This is a genomic window from Chitinophaga pinensis DSM 2588 (assembly GCF_000024005.1).
GTDB classification, from domain to species: Bacteria; Bacteroidota; Bacteroidia; order Chitinophagales; family Chitinophagaceae; genus Chitinophaga; species Chitinophaga pinensis.
The window spans coordinates 3167296-3181968 of record NC_013132.1 but is presented as its reverse complement, the minus strand read 5'-3'; the positions used below and the strand labels follow the sequence as shown (position 1 = coordinate 3181968).

The 14673-nt window shown below is 46.4% G+C and carries 11 protein-coding genes; 8 read left to right on the top strand and 3 right to left on the bottom strand.

The features are described from left to right. The first annotated feature begins 74 nt into the window (after positions 1–74). The 3 genes from CPIN_RS12950 (at position 75) to CPIN_RS12940 (ending at position 4148) form a co-directional block, all read left to right on the top strand. Positions 75–980 carry a lysophospholipid acyltransferase family protein gene (locus CPIN_RS12950; RefSeq protein WP_012790254.1) on the top strand — a complete coding sequence of 302 codons (906 nt, stop codon included), beginning with the start codon at positions 75–77 and terminating at the stop codon, positions 978–980. A 69-nt stretch (positions 981–1049) separates the two neighbouring features. Then, the gene (locus tag CPIN_RS12945) at positions 1050–2057 is read left to right on the top strand and encodes a fatty acid desaturase family protein (protein ID WP_012790253.1); all 1008 of its coding nucleotides are present in this window, start codon (positions 1050–1052) and stop codon (positions 2055–2057) included. Positions 2058–2474: 417 nt separating this feature from the next. Beyond that, entirely contained in the window at positions 2475–4148 is a 1674-nt protein-coding gene (locus CPIN_RS12940; RefSeq protein WP_012790252.1) for a C25 family cysteine peptidase, read from the top strand. 63 nt (positions 4149–4211) lie between these two features. Here CPIN_RS12940 and CPIN_RS12935 read toward each other — a convergent pair whose 3' ends face one another. The 3 genes from CPIN_RS12935 to CPIN_RS12925 form a co-directional block, all read right to left on the bottom strand. Next, positions 4212–5384 carry a hypothetical protein gene (locus tag CPIN_RS12935; RefSeq protein ID WP_012790251.1) on the bottom strand — a complete coding sequence of 391 codons (1173 nt, stop codon included), beginning with the start codon at positions 5382–5384 and terminating at the stop codon, positions 4212–4214. Next, entirely contained in the window at positions 5381–6358 is a 978-nt protein-coding gene (locus CPIN_RS12930; RefSeq protein WP_012790250.1) for a DUF2157 domain-containing protein, read from the bottom strand. The genes CPIN_RS12935 and CPIN_RS12930 overlap by 4 nt, the downstream gene beginning before the upstream one ends. A gap of 126 nt (positions 6359–6484) precedes the next feature. Beyond that, a complete protein-coding gene (locus CPIN_RS12925; protein ID WP_012790249.1) occupies positions 6485–7018 on the bottom strand; it encodes a hypothetical protein in 534 nt (177 codons plus the stop codon). A gap of 140 nt (positions 7019–7158) precedes the next feature. Between CPIN_RS12925 and CPIN_RS12920 the strand changes: the two genes are divergently transcribed. The 5 genes from CPIN_RS12920 to CPIN_RS12900 all read left to right on the top strand — a co-directional run bounded on the left by CPIN_RS12920 (position 7159) and on the right by CPIN_RS12900 (position 14645). Continuing rightward, positions 7159–7458: a protease inhibitor I42 family protein gene (locus CPIN_RS12920; protein WP_012790248.1), complete on the top strand. Its 300-nt coding sequence runs from the start codon at positions 7159–7161 to the stop codon at positions 7456–7458. A gap of 257 nt (positions 7459–7715) precedes the next feature. Continuing rightward, a complete protein-coding gene (locus CPIN_RS12915; protein WP_012790247.1) occupies positions 7716–10163 on the top strand; it encodes a PKD domain-containing protein in 2448 nt (815 codons plus the stop codon). Between the two features lie 32 nt (positions 10164–10195). Beyond that, positions 10196–12154 (top strand): T9SS type B sorting domain-containing protein, encoded by a 1959-nt coding sequence (locus CPIN_RS12910; RefSeq protein ID WP_012790246.1) that lies wholly within the window; start codon positions 10196–10198, stop codon positions 12152–12154. A 476-nt stretch (positions 12155–12630) separates the two neighbouring features. After that, positions 12631–13314, top strand: coding sequence for a response regulator transcription factor (locus tag CPIN_RS12905; protein WP_012790245.1), 684 nt, complete (start codon positions 12631–12633; stop codon positions 13312–13314). After that, entirely contained in the window at positions 13311–14645 is a 1335-nt protein-coding gene (locus CPIN_RS12900; protein WP_012790244.1) for a sensor histidine kinase, read from the top strand. Before CPIN_RS12905 ends, CPIN_RS12900 begins: the two co-directional genes overlap by 4 nt. Positions 14646–14673 lie beyond the last annotated feature (28 nt).

Here is a 14673-nt window from a genome sequence, read left to right as displayed (position 1 = left end):
AGAAATTAACATTTTATATCTATCACACTTAATTACATTGCTTTATATTTACATTTAATTGTATTTTTGAACTAATGCTGACTTATTATATCCTACTTCCGTTTATCTACATGATTTCCCTATTACCGTTTCCGTTATTTTACGGACTCTGTGATGTGATGTTCGTGTTGCTGTATTATGTAATCGGCTACCGTAAGAAGGTCGTATTACAGAATCTGCAGAATGCTTTTCCGGAAAAGTCTGCTAAAGAAATTGAAAAGATCCGCCGCCGTTTCTACCGCTATTTCTGTGATCTGTTACTGGAAACATTCAAAACGCTGACTATTTCCAGGGCAGCTGCTATCAGGCGTTGTAAACTGACGCCGGAAGCACAGGAACTGTTTGACCGCTATGCAGCAGAGAACAGAAGCATTATGATCGTGATGGGACATTACGGCAACTGGGAATGGGCAGGTAATACGTTTAGTCTGCAGGGAAAACATCACCTCTACGTAGTATATCATCCACTCAGCAATAAATATTTCAACGGACTGATGTATCGTATGCGTACACGCTTCGGTACCGGTCTGATTGCTATGAAAGATACTTTTCGTGATATGGTGGCGCACAAAAGTGAACTGGATGCGACAGCTTTTATTGCTGATCAGACACCGGCTCCTACCAGCGCTTACTGGACTGATTTCCTGAATCAGGATACGCCTGTATTCCAGGGTACGGAAAAGATTGCCCGCAAAATGAACTATCCTGTGGTATATGTACATGTACAGCGGGTAAAACGCGGCTATTACGAGATTTCAGCACGTACGCTTTTCGATCAGCCATCCGCTACAAAAGACGGTGAGATCACTACAGCACACACACAGGCACTGGAGCAGGATATCTGCGCACATCCTGAATACTGGCTGTGGAGTCACAGAAGATGGAAACATAAACGCCCGGTGCCGGCACAAGAGCCGGCCGTCGCGGAGCCAGCTATATAGGCGTAATTAACAATAAAAAAAGCTGCAACATCCGATAAGAAGATATCTACACCACATTTATTACTATCAATGCTAACTGGAAAACAATTAATCCTGGCAACGAAGCCATATGCGAAAGAAACGAAGTGGAAAAGCTGGTATTACACGCTTTCTACTGCCGCCATCCTGATCGCGCTTTTTGCCTGTACCGCTTTCTTACCGTCACTGTTTCTGCGTATACCATGCAGTATACTCACCGGCCTGGTGATTGTGCGCATGTTTGTCATATATCATGATTTTCAACACCATACGATTCTTTATCAGTCAAAAGCGGCGAATATACTGTTCAGCGCTTTTGGTGTGTTCATTCTTGCGCCGGCAAGCATATGGAAGCGTTCGCATGATTATCACCATGCACACAATTCCAAACTGTTTACCGCAAGCATCGGTTCTTTTCCGATCATGACACAGCAGAAGTTCCAGGAGTCCACGCCTGCGGAGAAAAGAGCATATCTGGCAGCCCGTCACCCGCTGACGATCCTGTTTGGCTATTTCAGCATGTTCATGATAGGTATGAGTGTAAAATCATTTACGAGCAGCCCATCCCGCCATATGGACTCCCTGCTGGCGCTGGTGCTTCATTTCGCCATGGGTACCCTGCTGTACATCTATATGGGCTGGTTGAGCCTCCTGTTGCTGCTGATCGTTCCGTTCTTCATTGCCTGTGGGATCGGGGCGTACCTATTCTATGCACAGCATAATTTCCCGGGTGTTACCTTCAGGGATAAAGAAGGCTGGTGCCATGACAATGCTGCTATGGCCTCTTCCAGCTATATGCAGATGAATGCATTCTGGAAATGGGTAACCGGTAACATCGGCTATCACCACATTCATCACCTGAATTCACGTATCCCTTTTTACCGTCTTCCGGAAGCAATGGAAGCGATTCCGGAGTTACAGCGGGCAAAGACTACTTCACTTTCTCCTAGGGCAATTCTGGCCTGTCTGAGGCTGAAAGTATGGAACCCTGAGATCAATAAAATGATCGCACTGGGCGAAGTAAGCGCTGATCCTGTGAGTTATGAATTAAGAGCCTGATCCAGGTAGTAAGATATACCGGTAGCAACCGGCATTGAAAGACAGATCTTCCCGGTCTGTCTTTTTTGTTTTTACAGCTATTTGTCCTGAATGCCCCCTAAAAGGGCAAAAAATAGCTTAGACACGAAGTATACAGGGAGTATACAGGGAGTATCTACGGGAAAGCTATACCTAAGCATAGTAAAATAAGTATCAGAAAAAGTATGCTTTGTTCCCAGATCAGGGTTATATAATCCTCATCCTTCGTTCATCCTTCGTTGGTGAACGAAGGATGAACGAAGGATGAGGACAATCTAACTAAGTCTTTACCATATTCAGGTATAAATACCTGTCATATTCAGGTACTTTCTACCCGGATTCCCGACCTGGCCGAAGCTATCTTTGCTATCATCGTTTAACCTCCAAAACAACCCCAAAATGTCCAAAGAAAAAAATGGCCGCACATCGGCCGCTGAAAAACAGTCCCTTGTTGACATACAACACATCCGTACCCAGGTGGTACAGGACAGAACCCTCTTCAACCTTGATGCCGTAGGCCGCAATTATAAACTGGGCCAGGCATATAAAAGTGTCCGCAATCTCAAGCTGACGGATAAGAATAATATACAGCTGAAAACGTATGCGGAATACCTGCAACTGTATAAGAAATTCCTTGACCTGACACCACTGATCGAAGAAAAACCACGGCCTTCCTATCCTTCCGGAGAAAGCTATCTGAATACCTATAGTCTGCTGCGTTTTCCCCGGGGTAAGGTCCTGGTGATGGTACATGCCGATATCTTCACACAGGTACAGGATCGTGTAAACAGATATGTGCTTGACCTGGGCCGTGATGGTTTCTGGGCGACGATCCACGTTGTAAAGGGTGGAAAGCCTGCCTATATCCGGAATTATATCCGCAGTAAATCACCGGCAGGCGTCGTGATGGTCGGCGCGATTCCCGTTCCCTGGTTTGAAATGGATGATGATTTCTATGGCGCACATGCCGAGTTTCCCTGCGACCTTTTTTACATGGATACCAATGGTACCTGGACAGATGCAGATGCTGACGGTAAATACAATGCTGTTAGCGGAGATGTGAGTCCGGAGGTATGGGTAGGACGTATCTGGACACCCACTGCCAATGGGAATGATGCTGTATTAATCAATAACTATTTTGACCGTAATCACCTGTTCCGTACCGGCGGACTGGGACATTCCCGTTCAGCACTCGCTTATGTAGAAGATGACTGGACAGGCTTCGATGATTGTGAAATGGATCTGATGACTCCTTCTGCCTATATTACCAAATACACTAATCCTGACATTACAGATGCCGATCTGTATAAAACAGAAATCAACCGTACACGTTCTTTTGTACAGCTCTGTTCTCATTCCTCGCCTCATGTACATTCTTTCCGGATCCCCGCTGAGGGTACGACGGAATGGATTGACCGGTCTTATTTCAGAGACGAACGTTGTCCGAATGCAAACTTCTTCAACCTGTTCTGCTGTAGTACCGCCCGTTTCACAGAAAATGATTATCTCGGTGGATGGTACATCTTCGATAAAAGCGGCAGTGAGACCAATATGGGGCTGACGGTTGTAGGCAGTACCAAAACAGGGTCAATGTTATTCTTTGCTGATTTCTATGAGCCGATCGGCAAGGGTAGTTGTATCGGACAAGCCATGGTACAATGGTGGCAGGCGCGCGGCGCTGATCATGATCTGGGAGAAAGACAATGGTTCTATGGTATGAGTATCCTGGGAGATCCTACGCTGACCTGGTGGAAGGGAGCGGTTCCAAGATTGCAGGAACCTGCTGAAGGCGCCGTATTCAATCATTATCCACGGACGCTGACCTTCCGTTGGTTGCCGGTGAATATTCCGGGTGCGACCTATTCCCTGGAGGTAGACGCCTTTGGCGCCATTAATGCCGGACAATGGGCAGCTCAATCGTTCCGTAGTTTTGGTGTATATCACAACATTACAGGCACTTCTTTCAACCACAGTTTCGTTGGCGCACAACCTGGCCGCTGGCGTGTACGAGCGAAAGTGGGCGACCGCTATTGCTCCTGGTCTGAGTGGTCCTATTTCCGTTTCACCATCTGATAATAACCCACAAGCCGACAAATACAGGGTGACCGCTCCGAAAGGGAGACGGTCACCTTTCTTTTAATATTCTCCGGAGGCGCCACCACCACCACCGGTACCACCACCATAATTGTATTGGTCCGGTTGAGGCGAAGGTGTATGACTCATTGTTTGCGCAATTATCAGGGATTCTATCTGTACTGCTTCCATCATATTCCGTTCATTTGCAGAATCGGCGGTGAAACCATTACGGGGCACTTTCAGATAGCGTATCAATCCGTAGGCAATACCGATCATCACCAGACCACCGACCGTCATCGCCACTTCTAATGGCGCCACACTATGATAATAACGGATGGTGTAAACCATTACAGCGATCAGCAATAATCCGACACCGATCAGGATCCGGTCTTTTCTACGGATACCGAGATAGATGTATAACAAGGGCAATGCAACTGTCAATATCCAGAAGATCCAGCCACCTGCAATATCCTGGCCTTCCGCCAGATCGAGGTTGAACATCTCAATGCTTAATTCTCTTACTACAAAATAGTTGCCACCCAGGTACAAGGTCAGCAGGGACACTCCCTGCAACACCTGTAAGCAGGTCTTATAATGACGGTAAGTATGGATCTTCGATAGCTTCAAACTTACAATGTATACTCCCAGGGATATCAGCATCACCGTAAAGGGAACAACAATCTTTCCGGGGGTACCCAGGTATTCCAGTATAGAGAACAGCAATGCCAGCAGCGATAAATGTGCCACGATACTCATGCCCACATCTGCGAAACGCAGTACAAACAAGGTAGATAATAGCAGGGTAACCAGGCAATAACCCCATGGATTGCCCTCTGCATTCGCAGCGAGTATTACGCCACCCAGGATAAAGCCACCGGCAATCCATATCAGGGCAGCGTCTGCACCGGACTTATAGTGTTTCTTATCCTTCACCATGAACTCTGCCAATGCATATGAACCAGCACCGAAAAAGAAACAGAGTACAGAAAATGCTTTTTCACTCATGGCGCTTACCATGATCAGACAAAAAAGTCCGAAGGAAAACTGCATGATAATGGTGGTCAATATAAAAATACCGATCCGCATGTAGGGATTAGGTGTGTAGAGATCAACCGGATAAGCAGCTTTCACCGCTTCCAGTTCTTCAGGCGTAATAAAGGCTCTTTCTTTGGCATCTTCCGCCTGCTCCTGTATATCGCGGTTATCTAATGATTTACTGTTATATGCGATCATGCTTTTTTCAGTTTTTTGTTCAGTTTCACAAGTAAAATCACGAAGGCAATAGCCGATATGATGAAGTATAATAATCCGGCGTAGATAGCACCGATATCATCTATCTCTATTAACAACTGTACTAATACATAGCTCAACCCGACATAAGCATACAGGGTAATGATCAATGCAAAATAGAAGGATTTATGTTTGATGGCCTGTGACATGAACAGGGCAACAGCGCCTGTAAGCAGGAAACTCCAGAGGGCGACACCACCATCAAAAGCGGTAAACAATCCCGCCAGCGTCGCTATAAGAAACACGTGGACACCGAAGTTGCTGTAAGTAAAAGTGAAATGCGCTTTGATATTTTTATACTTACTGACCGCAGCAGCGCCCACCAGGATAATACCCAGCAGTAGTCCGCTGTAGATCAAAGGCATACTGCTGAAATCATTACTTGTCAGCAATTGCAAAGGTGTTACCGTTACTCCCATCCAGGCGGCGAGGTTGGTGATGCCCATGCTCAATACGCCGAGATGATCGAAGTAATACGCGGCAAAGAACAGGATAGCCATTGGAATAAAGGTCGCCATGCCGTAACGCGTACCAAATACATTATACTGTACCTGCAGATACGTAATGAAAGTAATCAGCAATAAACATCCTAACAGGAGGATGTAATCGAAAAGCACGTTCGGGGCGGGCACTTTCTCTTTTGAGAATGGCAGTTTGTGTTTCAGGCAATAATAAAAACATCCTGCACACGCGAGGGCGATCGCAAGGAGAATCACCTGGTGACCGATCGTATCGATATTTTCATACACGAGAATACCCAATCCACCGCTCAATAGCAATACGCCGAGATAGAGGATGGTTTTGAGTTCCCAGTGTACAGAAAAAAGTCTGTGAGCAGTGACCGTCCGGATCTTTTCTGCGGACGTAGCGGAGATAATACCTTCTTTTTGAAGTCGTTCAAACAATTCTTGGTCCATAGCATTCAAATGACCCGGGAAAATATAACAAATAATTCATATTGACAAAGATTCTCCGGAAAAGAAACAGGCTGTCTCCGGCGTGTATACCGGCGACAGCCTGTCTGCTAAGTGGATGTTATATCGTTAATTACCCCAGGTCACATTGATGTTATGTGCTTTGGCGTATGCTTTTCCTTCGTTGGTCAGTTTGATAAACAGCTCCTCAAAGTGCGCTGCGTATTTGTTGTCGATCTCCAGTGCCAGGGCTGCGATATCTTCTTTAGATCCGCCACTGTCACAGAGTTTCGCAAGTGCTGTATATTCATTCTGGTAAACCGGCAATACATATTCATGTAAAGCGATGGAGGTCTGCAACATCTCTTTTGTTTCATCGGTCTGCTTCAATGCCTTGATATCTTTCAATGCTTTCTCGATGTACTTTGCTTTGCTGTCTACCATGGTGAATGCCTGATTTTTAGCTGTATCTCCTTTTACACCTTCGTACTTCACGGTAGTGGCGATCAGCATCCTGGTGAAATTCTCACTGGCGAAATCATTAAACATATTGGTATTGAGAACAGCCCTGTCAAAATAATTTTCGGGGGTGGGGTTAGTACATGCGGTAAAAGCCAGGAATAAACCCAGGACGAACATGTACATGATGTGTTTTGCTTTCATGTTGGCTTTTTTTTAAACGGGCGAAAGGCAGCAATTATCGTTCCATAACCTGTTGTAATAGCCTGGTTATCTTTCTGGCCTGATGATTGCCAGCATTATAATTGTACTGTTATCCTCAATTTCCATTAAAACCTGCTATTATGGAAACCGAATCCAAAAAGATAAGACAAGGGACTTCATTACCTGTTATTTTACCCGGTCTCGGCACTGCCGGCTTCCAATGGTCTTACCAGATCAGTAATACGGCATGTGTAGAAGTCAGCCCGCACGACGAGGAGACGGATGCCATCCGGCAGGAAGCCCGTATCAATAATGAAGAGTCATTTGTGATCAACGGGAAGGAACCGGGACAGGCAACTGTCACTTTTGAGCAACGCCGCACCTGGGAAACAGAGGGGCCTGCCATCAACTCCAGAAAATTCGAAATAACTGTCATCTGACCTTTTTTCGGGAATTTCTTTCTAAAACCTGCCATCTTCAGACCCCGATAGCTGTAAAAACAGACTATCCCTTACCTGTTTTAATTATTGAAATAAAAAATATATATTCCCTTACCCACCCTTTTTTTTCATCTCCGAGTATTTACCTGTGAAAGTTAACTGTTGCTGGCGGATGCTTCCTTCAGGGGCCTCCGTAATTGTGCATGGCTATATGCCTATACCCTGCCAATTTATTGACCGAAATCTAATGACCGTTCATGAAGCGCATCTTTACTATTACCCTATTATTGTCCATCTATACCAGCACGCAGTTAATGTATGCACAAACCTTTACACCGATCACCGTAACGGGTTATAATGCAGACATTGTAGCAGAAGCAGGTACTGATGCGGTGGCGGTAACGTCTACCGTGATTGATGGCAGCAACCACATATTGTATACCCAGTCATTCGCAGCTACCAATGGTATCGACGGTGGCATCGTTGACAATGGTACTTTCGTCAGCGGTACCCGTACTTACCAGATGAACCCTTACACGGCTCCGAATGGCTTATACCTGTCCGCCAGCGGCAATGTAGCCAACTCCCTGGCGGCAGGCACACTGACGCTGGCTACACCGGCGATGTACAGTAACCTGAGTATCCTGGCTTTTGGTACAGAGAATAACAGTACTGTCATTGTCACCCTCAATTATACGGATGGTACATCCTCCAATGCCGGTACGCTGCAGATCAAGGACTGGTTCTTCGGAACACCTTTTATCTTCAGTGGGATGGGGCGTCTCACCCGGACAGCCACTTTTCCGACAGTAGACGGATTGCCGAGCGAGCCCCGTATGTATTCCTTTGATTTCAACATCCCCTGTGCAGATCAGTCTAAGCTGGTGAGCTCTGTTTCATTCCTGTATGTACAGGGACCGAATATCAGTTCGCGGGCACTGATTGTTGGTCTGTCAGGTGTATCCTTTACACCGCTGACCTACACCAGCACCAAAACAGATGCTGTCTGCGGAGGAGCCAGCGGCAGTATTGCCGTTACGGCAACCGGCGGCACACAACCACTCTCCTACAGCTGGAGTACTACACCAGTGCAGACCACGCCTACAGCGACCGGACTGGCAGGTGGCACTTATACCCTGGCTATCAGAGATGCTAATAACTGTGTGACCAATGTGACGGAAACCGTGGCTATGTTGTCTACTACCACCTTGACCGCAACGGCTATGCCAACACAGATCTGTGCCGGTGAGACATCGACACTCAGCGTGACTGCCAGCGGCGGGACGGTCAGCAACTATTCCTGGACACCGGGCAATGGGACCGGGAGCAGTATAACTGTTACACCAACGGACACCACTTCTTATATCGTATCCGCACAGGATGGATTGGGTTGTACAGTCAGAGATACCGTGGAAGTAGCGGTTAAACCTACACCTGTTGCTGCCTTCAGCGTATTGCCAGATACAGTTTGCCTGGGAACGGGTAATACGCTGACGTTTAGGGGTAACGCAGGACCGGGCGCCACCTACAACTGGCACAACTTTGCCGGCGCGACGGTACAAAACGGTACGGGAGCAGGTCCTTATGATATCCGTTTCAATGCAGCAGGGCAATACCCGATACAATTACAGATCACTGAAGACGGTTGCGTGTCAGCAATGGCCACGCATGATATTGTGGTGTCACAACCACCTGTTGCTTCGTTTACTGTCAGCAAAACGCCCATCTGCGCGGGGGAATCCATCACCATTACTTCTACCGGCAGCAATGGTCCGAATGCAGTGCCTACCTGGAACTGGGGAGGTGGCGCCATAAGAAGCGGCAGTGGGTTTGGTCCATATTCAATCACTTATGAGCGGAATGGCACCATTACTTTTTCCATCAAAGACGGTGTATGTGCTGATACGGCAGTACCGGTAGCTATTACTGCGATACCGGTACCTGTACCTGATTTCTCAACCGATCTGACGACAGGTTGTGCGCCACAGGAGATCAGCTTCACCAATCTGTCACAGCTGGCCGATAGTTACACCTGGTCACTGGGTAATGGTACACAGACTACTGAAGAAGACCCTGTTGGCAACTATACAGCGCCTGGTACCTATACGGTTTCACTGACTGCCAGCGCCCAGGGATTGTGTACAAAGACCATTACAAAGACAGCCCTGATCAACATACTGACACCACCTGTAGCAGCTTTCAGTGCTGCCCCGGGAGAAAATGTACCCGTAGAATTTAAGAATGGCTCCTTTACGTTCAATAACACCTCTGAATTTGCAGTGAACTACAGCTGGGATTTCGGAGATGGCAATTCCGCCGATACAGAAGACGCACAGCACAAATATGAATTACCCGGCAGCTACAGAGTAACCCTTTACGCAGCAAATGAGATCGGCTGTACTGACAGCATCAGTCATGCATGGTACATCGTAACGCCTGACCTGGTACTGGAAATTCCGAATGTATTTAGTCCGAATGGAGACGGGATCAACGACACCTGGAGCATCGACGGTCTGAAAGCAAGGCCAATGGCTACAACAGAAATCTATAACCGCTGGGGCCAGATCGTATTTACGGGCATCGGTTATACCCCATGGGATGGCACCAGACGTGGTCAGCCGCTACCAGTGGGTACTTATTATTATGTCATCAAAACATCGGCAGACGAGAAGCCCTACACAGGATGGGTGGCGCTGCTACGGTAATAAATTTAGTATCAACCAAAAATACCAATTGAATGAAACGTGTTCTAATTGTTGCCTCCATGCTGGTCATATGTGCCTGCCGGCTATATGCACAAACCTATACGCCTATAGCTGTAACGGGTTACAACAATGATGGTGTTGCAGAAGCAGGCATAAACGCTACCGCCGTGACCAGTACAGGTCTGGATATCCAGGAAAAGATCCTGTATACTTTTGATTTTGCCGCGCTTAATAACCTGGATGCGGGTATACCCAATGACGGTCTCTTCTCCACAGGCTTACGTACCTACCAGATGGCCGCTTACACCGGTAATAACGTATTGTACATGTCTAAAAACGGAAACGTTAACCTGACGACCGGTTTAGACACCCTGACATTTGTTACACCCGGCGCTTACAGTAAGATCAGTTTTCTCTGTTATTCTACAGAGCAAAGCAGTACAGTGTCTATTACGTTTAATTATACAGACGGTACGCATTCCGTTCCTGATACATCCACGATCCTCGACTGGTTTGGTGGTACCAATCCTGTTTTTGACAGCTATGGCCGTATCAAAAGACAGGCGGCTGGTCCTTACAGTGTGGAAGGTCTCAGCTCGAATGACCCGCGTATTTATTGTATCGATATAGCTCCTGCCTGTGCAAACCAGGCAAAGGACATTGCATCTGTTTCCATTAATTATGTGCAGAGCGGCGATCCCGGTAATACGTCAAGAGCCGTGTTCCTGGCAGTATCCGGACAGGCATATGTACCGATTGCTGTGACGACTGATGTAACCAAAGCCACCTGTGGCAATAGTGATGGTGTTGTGCAGGCAACAGCCAGCGGCGGTTCTTTCCCGCTGAGCTATTCCTGGAATACCACGCCGGTACAGACAACAGAAACCGCTACCGGTGTAGCAGCGGGTACCTATACCCTGACAGTGACCGATGCGAATGGTTGTCCGGCGGATTTCACCGCAGACGTAAGTGAAGAATCCATGATCCTCCTGAAGGCATTGGCTAAACCAGGTGATATCTGCACGGGTACTGACACGAAGATCTGGGCGATTCCAACAGGCGGACGGATGCAGTCCTATACATGGGAACCAGGGGCCAGGACAGACTCCAGTTTCACCATTTCACCAGATACCACGACGACTTTCAAACTGACGGGTGTTGATGAAAATGGATGTAAAGTGATAGACAGCATCAAGATAACCGTCACCCAAAAACCGGCTGCGCCGTTGGTAACACCGGTGACGCTTTGTCCGGATAGTACGGCCACATTAAATATCACCAATGCCAGCACACCATTTACTTACAACTGGTACACCTTCCCTTCAGGAGGCAGCGTACAAGGCACCGGCGCAACATATGAGACGCCGGCTATCACGACAGAAACAACTTTGTATGTGGAAGCGGTGAATGGCCCATGTGCCAGTGACAGAACAGCGGTGACAGTCACTCCGTTTGACAGGGCTCCTACACCCGTAGTAAAAGCAGGTACGATCACTGCCACTGGCGTGACCTTTACCTGGGATCCTGTACCAGGTGCTACAGGTTACCTGGTATCTGTGGATGGCGGCGCTTATAATGCTCCTAGCAGCGGTAATATGGGTACCACTCACCTGGTGAGCGGCATCACCAATCAGCAGTCTATCAACATTAAAGTAATTGCCCTGGGGCCGCTGGCTTGTCAGAATAGTTTGCCGGGACTGGCCAGTGCAAAACCTAAACCAGGCGAGATCTTTATTCCAAATGCCTTTACGCCGAACGGTGATGGTAAGAATGACTATTTCAAACCGGAGGGTACGTCTATCTCTGCCATTGAGATGAAAGTATTTAATCAGTGGGGAGAGCTGATCTATCAGACGAACCAGCTGACCGGATGGAATGGCACTTATAATGGTAAACTACAGCCGTCAGGCGTATATAGTTACACTGTAAGGATTACTATGACAGATAAGACCAGTGTGGTTAAAAAAGGAGCCATCAATTTGTTACGATAAACCTGCAACAGACCCGTTTTATTCAAGGGGGTGGACTTGTAAAAGTCCGCCCCCTTTTTTTATTGAATAATTAAGAATTAAAAATGAAGAATTAACAATTGGAAGGCGGTGGAAACAACAAGGAATAGTCGAGTGCGCCAGGAAACAACCAATTGTTTGATACGCCTGAAATAAAATGTCTTTTTAAAATTCGTTGATTATCAATTGTTATTTGAATTCTTAATTTCTAATTCCTAATTCTTAATTCCCTACAGGCCCCGGCCATTAAAAAACTTTGAATTTTACAACTATTCATTTGAATGGAACAATCTTAAGAACAGGATTCTTCCCAATTTTACAGTACAATTTTAAGGTACTCAACGGACATCAAGACAGTAAAAAAGAACCACGTATGACCGGTGGTTCTTTTTTTATAAACGTAAGGGTGACATTGCTTCAAGATTGCTTCAAATTTAAAAACGAATTATGCAGCTTATATGAAAGTTCTGCTCGTTGAAGATAACATGGAGCTGGCCGGCAGCATTAGTAACTTTCTCGAAAAGGAAGGTTATCTGTGCGAGGTAAGCTATACCAGCAGTGAAGCTTATGATAAGTTGTCAGGATTCCAGTATGACTGTGTGTTGCTGGATATCACCTTACCGGATGGAAACGGACTGGAATTATTACAGTTCATGCACCTTGAAAAGATTGACAGTTGTGTACTGATTATTTCCGCGAAAAACTCACTGGACGATAAGATAAGCGGACTGGAAGGCGGTGCGGATGATTATCTGACCAAACCTTTTCATCTTCCTGAATTACACGCCAGGCTAAGAGCCATCTTCAGAAGAAAGAAACTACAGGGGAGTAATATTGTGAGCTTTAATGAGATCACGTTGAACACAGATACGCTGGAAGCGAGTGTGAATGAGATCAGACTGGATGTAACGCCAAAGGAATTTGACCTGCTTTTGTATTTCCTTGTGAACAAGAACAGGGTCTTATCCCGTCAGTCGATTGCTGCGCATCTGTGGGGCGACTATACCGATAACCTGGCTAATTTTGACTTTGTATACCAGCATGTCAAGAATCTCCGGAAGAAAATACATGCTGCAGAGGGAGCCGATTATATCAATACCGTATACGGATTAGGTTACAAATTTAATACTGCTGTATCATGAAGCTGATCAACAAGTTCACCTTATGGTATCTGTGCATCACGCTGACCGCGATGCTGGTAGGATTTGTGATTGCTTATCACAAAGTAAAATCAGGTATCGACCAGGCAGAGATTGACCGTCTGAAGGTATGTAATGACCAGATGGCGATGCAGATGCGGCACGGCGTATCACCGGATACCTACATGAAAGGCAGGCCCGTAGAAATCAAACTGCTGGAATTTGAAATACCGGTGAATAAGTATGATGTATATGAGCATACCTTTTTCAATACGATGCTGCAGCACCGGGAGTGCAGGCTGACGGTTACTTCTTTTTATAATATCAATGGCCACTATTACAGTATTTCGTCGTACAACTACATCACCAAGGCGAAAGAGATATTAAAAGGTCTTTTCAGTTCTTTCATCTGGATTTTTGCGATTCTGCTGACGTTGACTGTATTGTCTGCCCGCTTCGTATCGAGACTGATACTGGCGCCTTTTCATCAGGCAATGAAAAAAGTGCGTTCATTCAACCTCAAAGACAGAAGGCCGCTACAATTACCTGCTGCCAATGCGGCTGAACTGAAAACGCTGAACTGTTTCCTGAACGGGATGGCAGACAAGGCGCTGGACGACTATCGTTCTCTGAAAGAGTTTACAGAGAATGCGTCTCATGAATTACAGACCCCATTGGCCGTACTGCGTAATAAGCTGGAACTGCTGACGGAGTCTTATCTGCAGGGCAAAGAACCAGATACCATCGTGCCGCTGATCGGGGATATGCAGAATGCGATCGACAAATTATCCAGGATCAACAGTTCACTGACACTACTTGCCAGACTCGAAAACAACGAGTTTGACACCCGGCAAAGTATCTCTATATCACAACTGATCACAGATGCATTGCAGAGTTTTTCAGAACTGATGGATATGAAATCCATTACACAGGAGACAATGATCACCACCGGCGTCAAGGTGCAGCTACACCCCGCGCTGACCGACATCCTGCTTGGCAATCTGCTGAGCAATGCCATCAGACACAACGTACAGGGAGGTCAGATCCGTGTAACATTAAACAGGTCAAGACTGGTCATCGCCAATACCGGTAACCCACCGGAGGTACCTACCAATCAGTTGTTCAGACGTTTCAAAAAAGGAAGCAGGAACAACGATTCAATCGGTATAGGTCTGGCGATCGTCAAACAGATCTGTGACGTCAACCATTTCAACATTCAATATGATTACGCCGAAGGCTGGCATATCATGCAAATTATTTTCGAGGAATCAACAGAGAACATAAAGCCGCTAAAGGAAGCATCCAGCACACGTTTTCCTGAGAAACAGTTTTAGGGTTCATGGTCTTAATGTTTAAGTATTA

Bases quoted from the DNA above. Each gene is read 5' to 3' on its own strand.
- CPIN_RS12940 (WP_012790252.1), top strand. From the start codon at position 2,475: ATGTCCAAAGAAAAAAATGGCCGCACATCGGCCGCTGAAAAACAGTCC.
- CPIN_RS12950 (WP_012790254.1), top strand. From the start codon at position 75: ATGCTGACTTATTATATCCTACTTCCGTTTATCTACATGATTTCCCTA.
- CPIN_RS12935 (WP_012790251.1), bottom strand. From the start codon at position 5,384: ATGATCGCATATAACAGTAAATCATTAGATAACCGCGATATACAGGAG.
- CPIN_RS12920 (WP_012790248.1), top strand. From the start codon at position 7,159: ATGGAAACCGAATCCAAAAAGATAAGACAAGGGACTTCATTACCTGTT.
- CPIN_RS12930 (WP_012790250.1), bottom strand. From the start codon at position 6,358: ATGGACCAAGAATTGTTTGAACGACTTCAAAAAGAAGGTATTATCTCC.
- CPIN_RS12945 (WP_012790253.1), top strand. From the start codon at position 1,050: ATGCTAACTGGAAAACAATTAATCCTGGCAACGAAGCCATATGCGAAA.
- CPIN_RS12900 (WP_012790244.1), top strand. From the start codon at position 13,311: ATGAAGCTGATCAACAAGTTCACCTTATGGTATCTGTGCATCACGCTG.
- CPIN_RS12910 (WP_012790246.1), top strand. From the start codon at position 10,196: ATGAAACGTGTTCTAATTGTTGCCTCCATGCTGGTCATATGTGCCTGC.
- CPIN_RS12925 (WP_012790249.1), bottom strand. From the start codon at position 7,018: ATGAAAGCAAAACACATCATGTACATGTTCGTCCTGGGTTTATTCCTG.
- CPIN_RS12915 (WP_012790247.1), top strand. From the start codon at position 7,716: ATGAAGCGCATCTTTACTATTACCCTATTATTGTCCATCTATACCAGC.
- CPIN_RS12905 (WP_012790245.1), top strand. From the start codon at position 12,631: ATGAAAGTTCTGCTCGTTGAAGATAACATGGAGCTGGCCGGCAGCATT.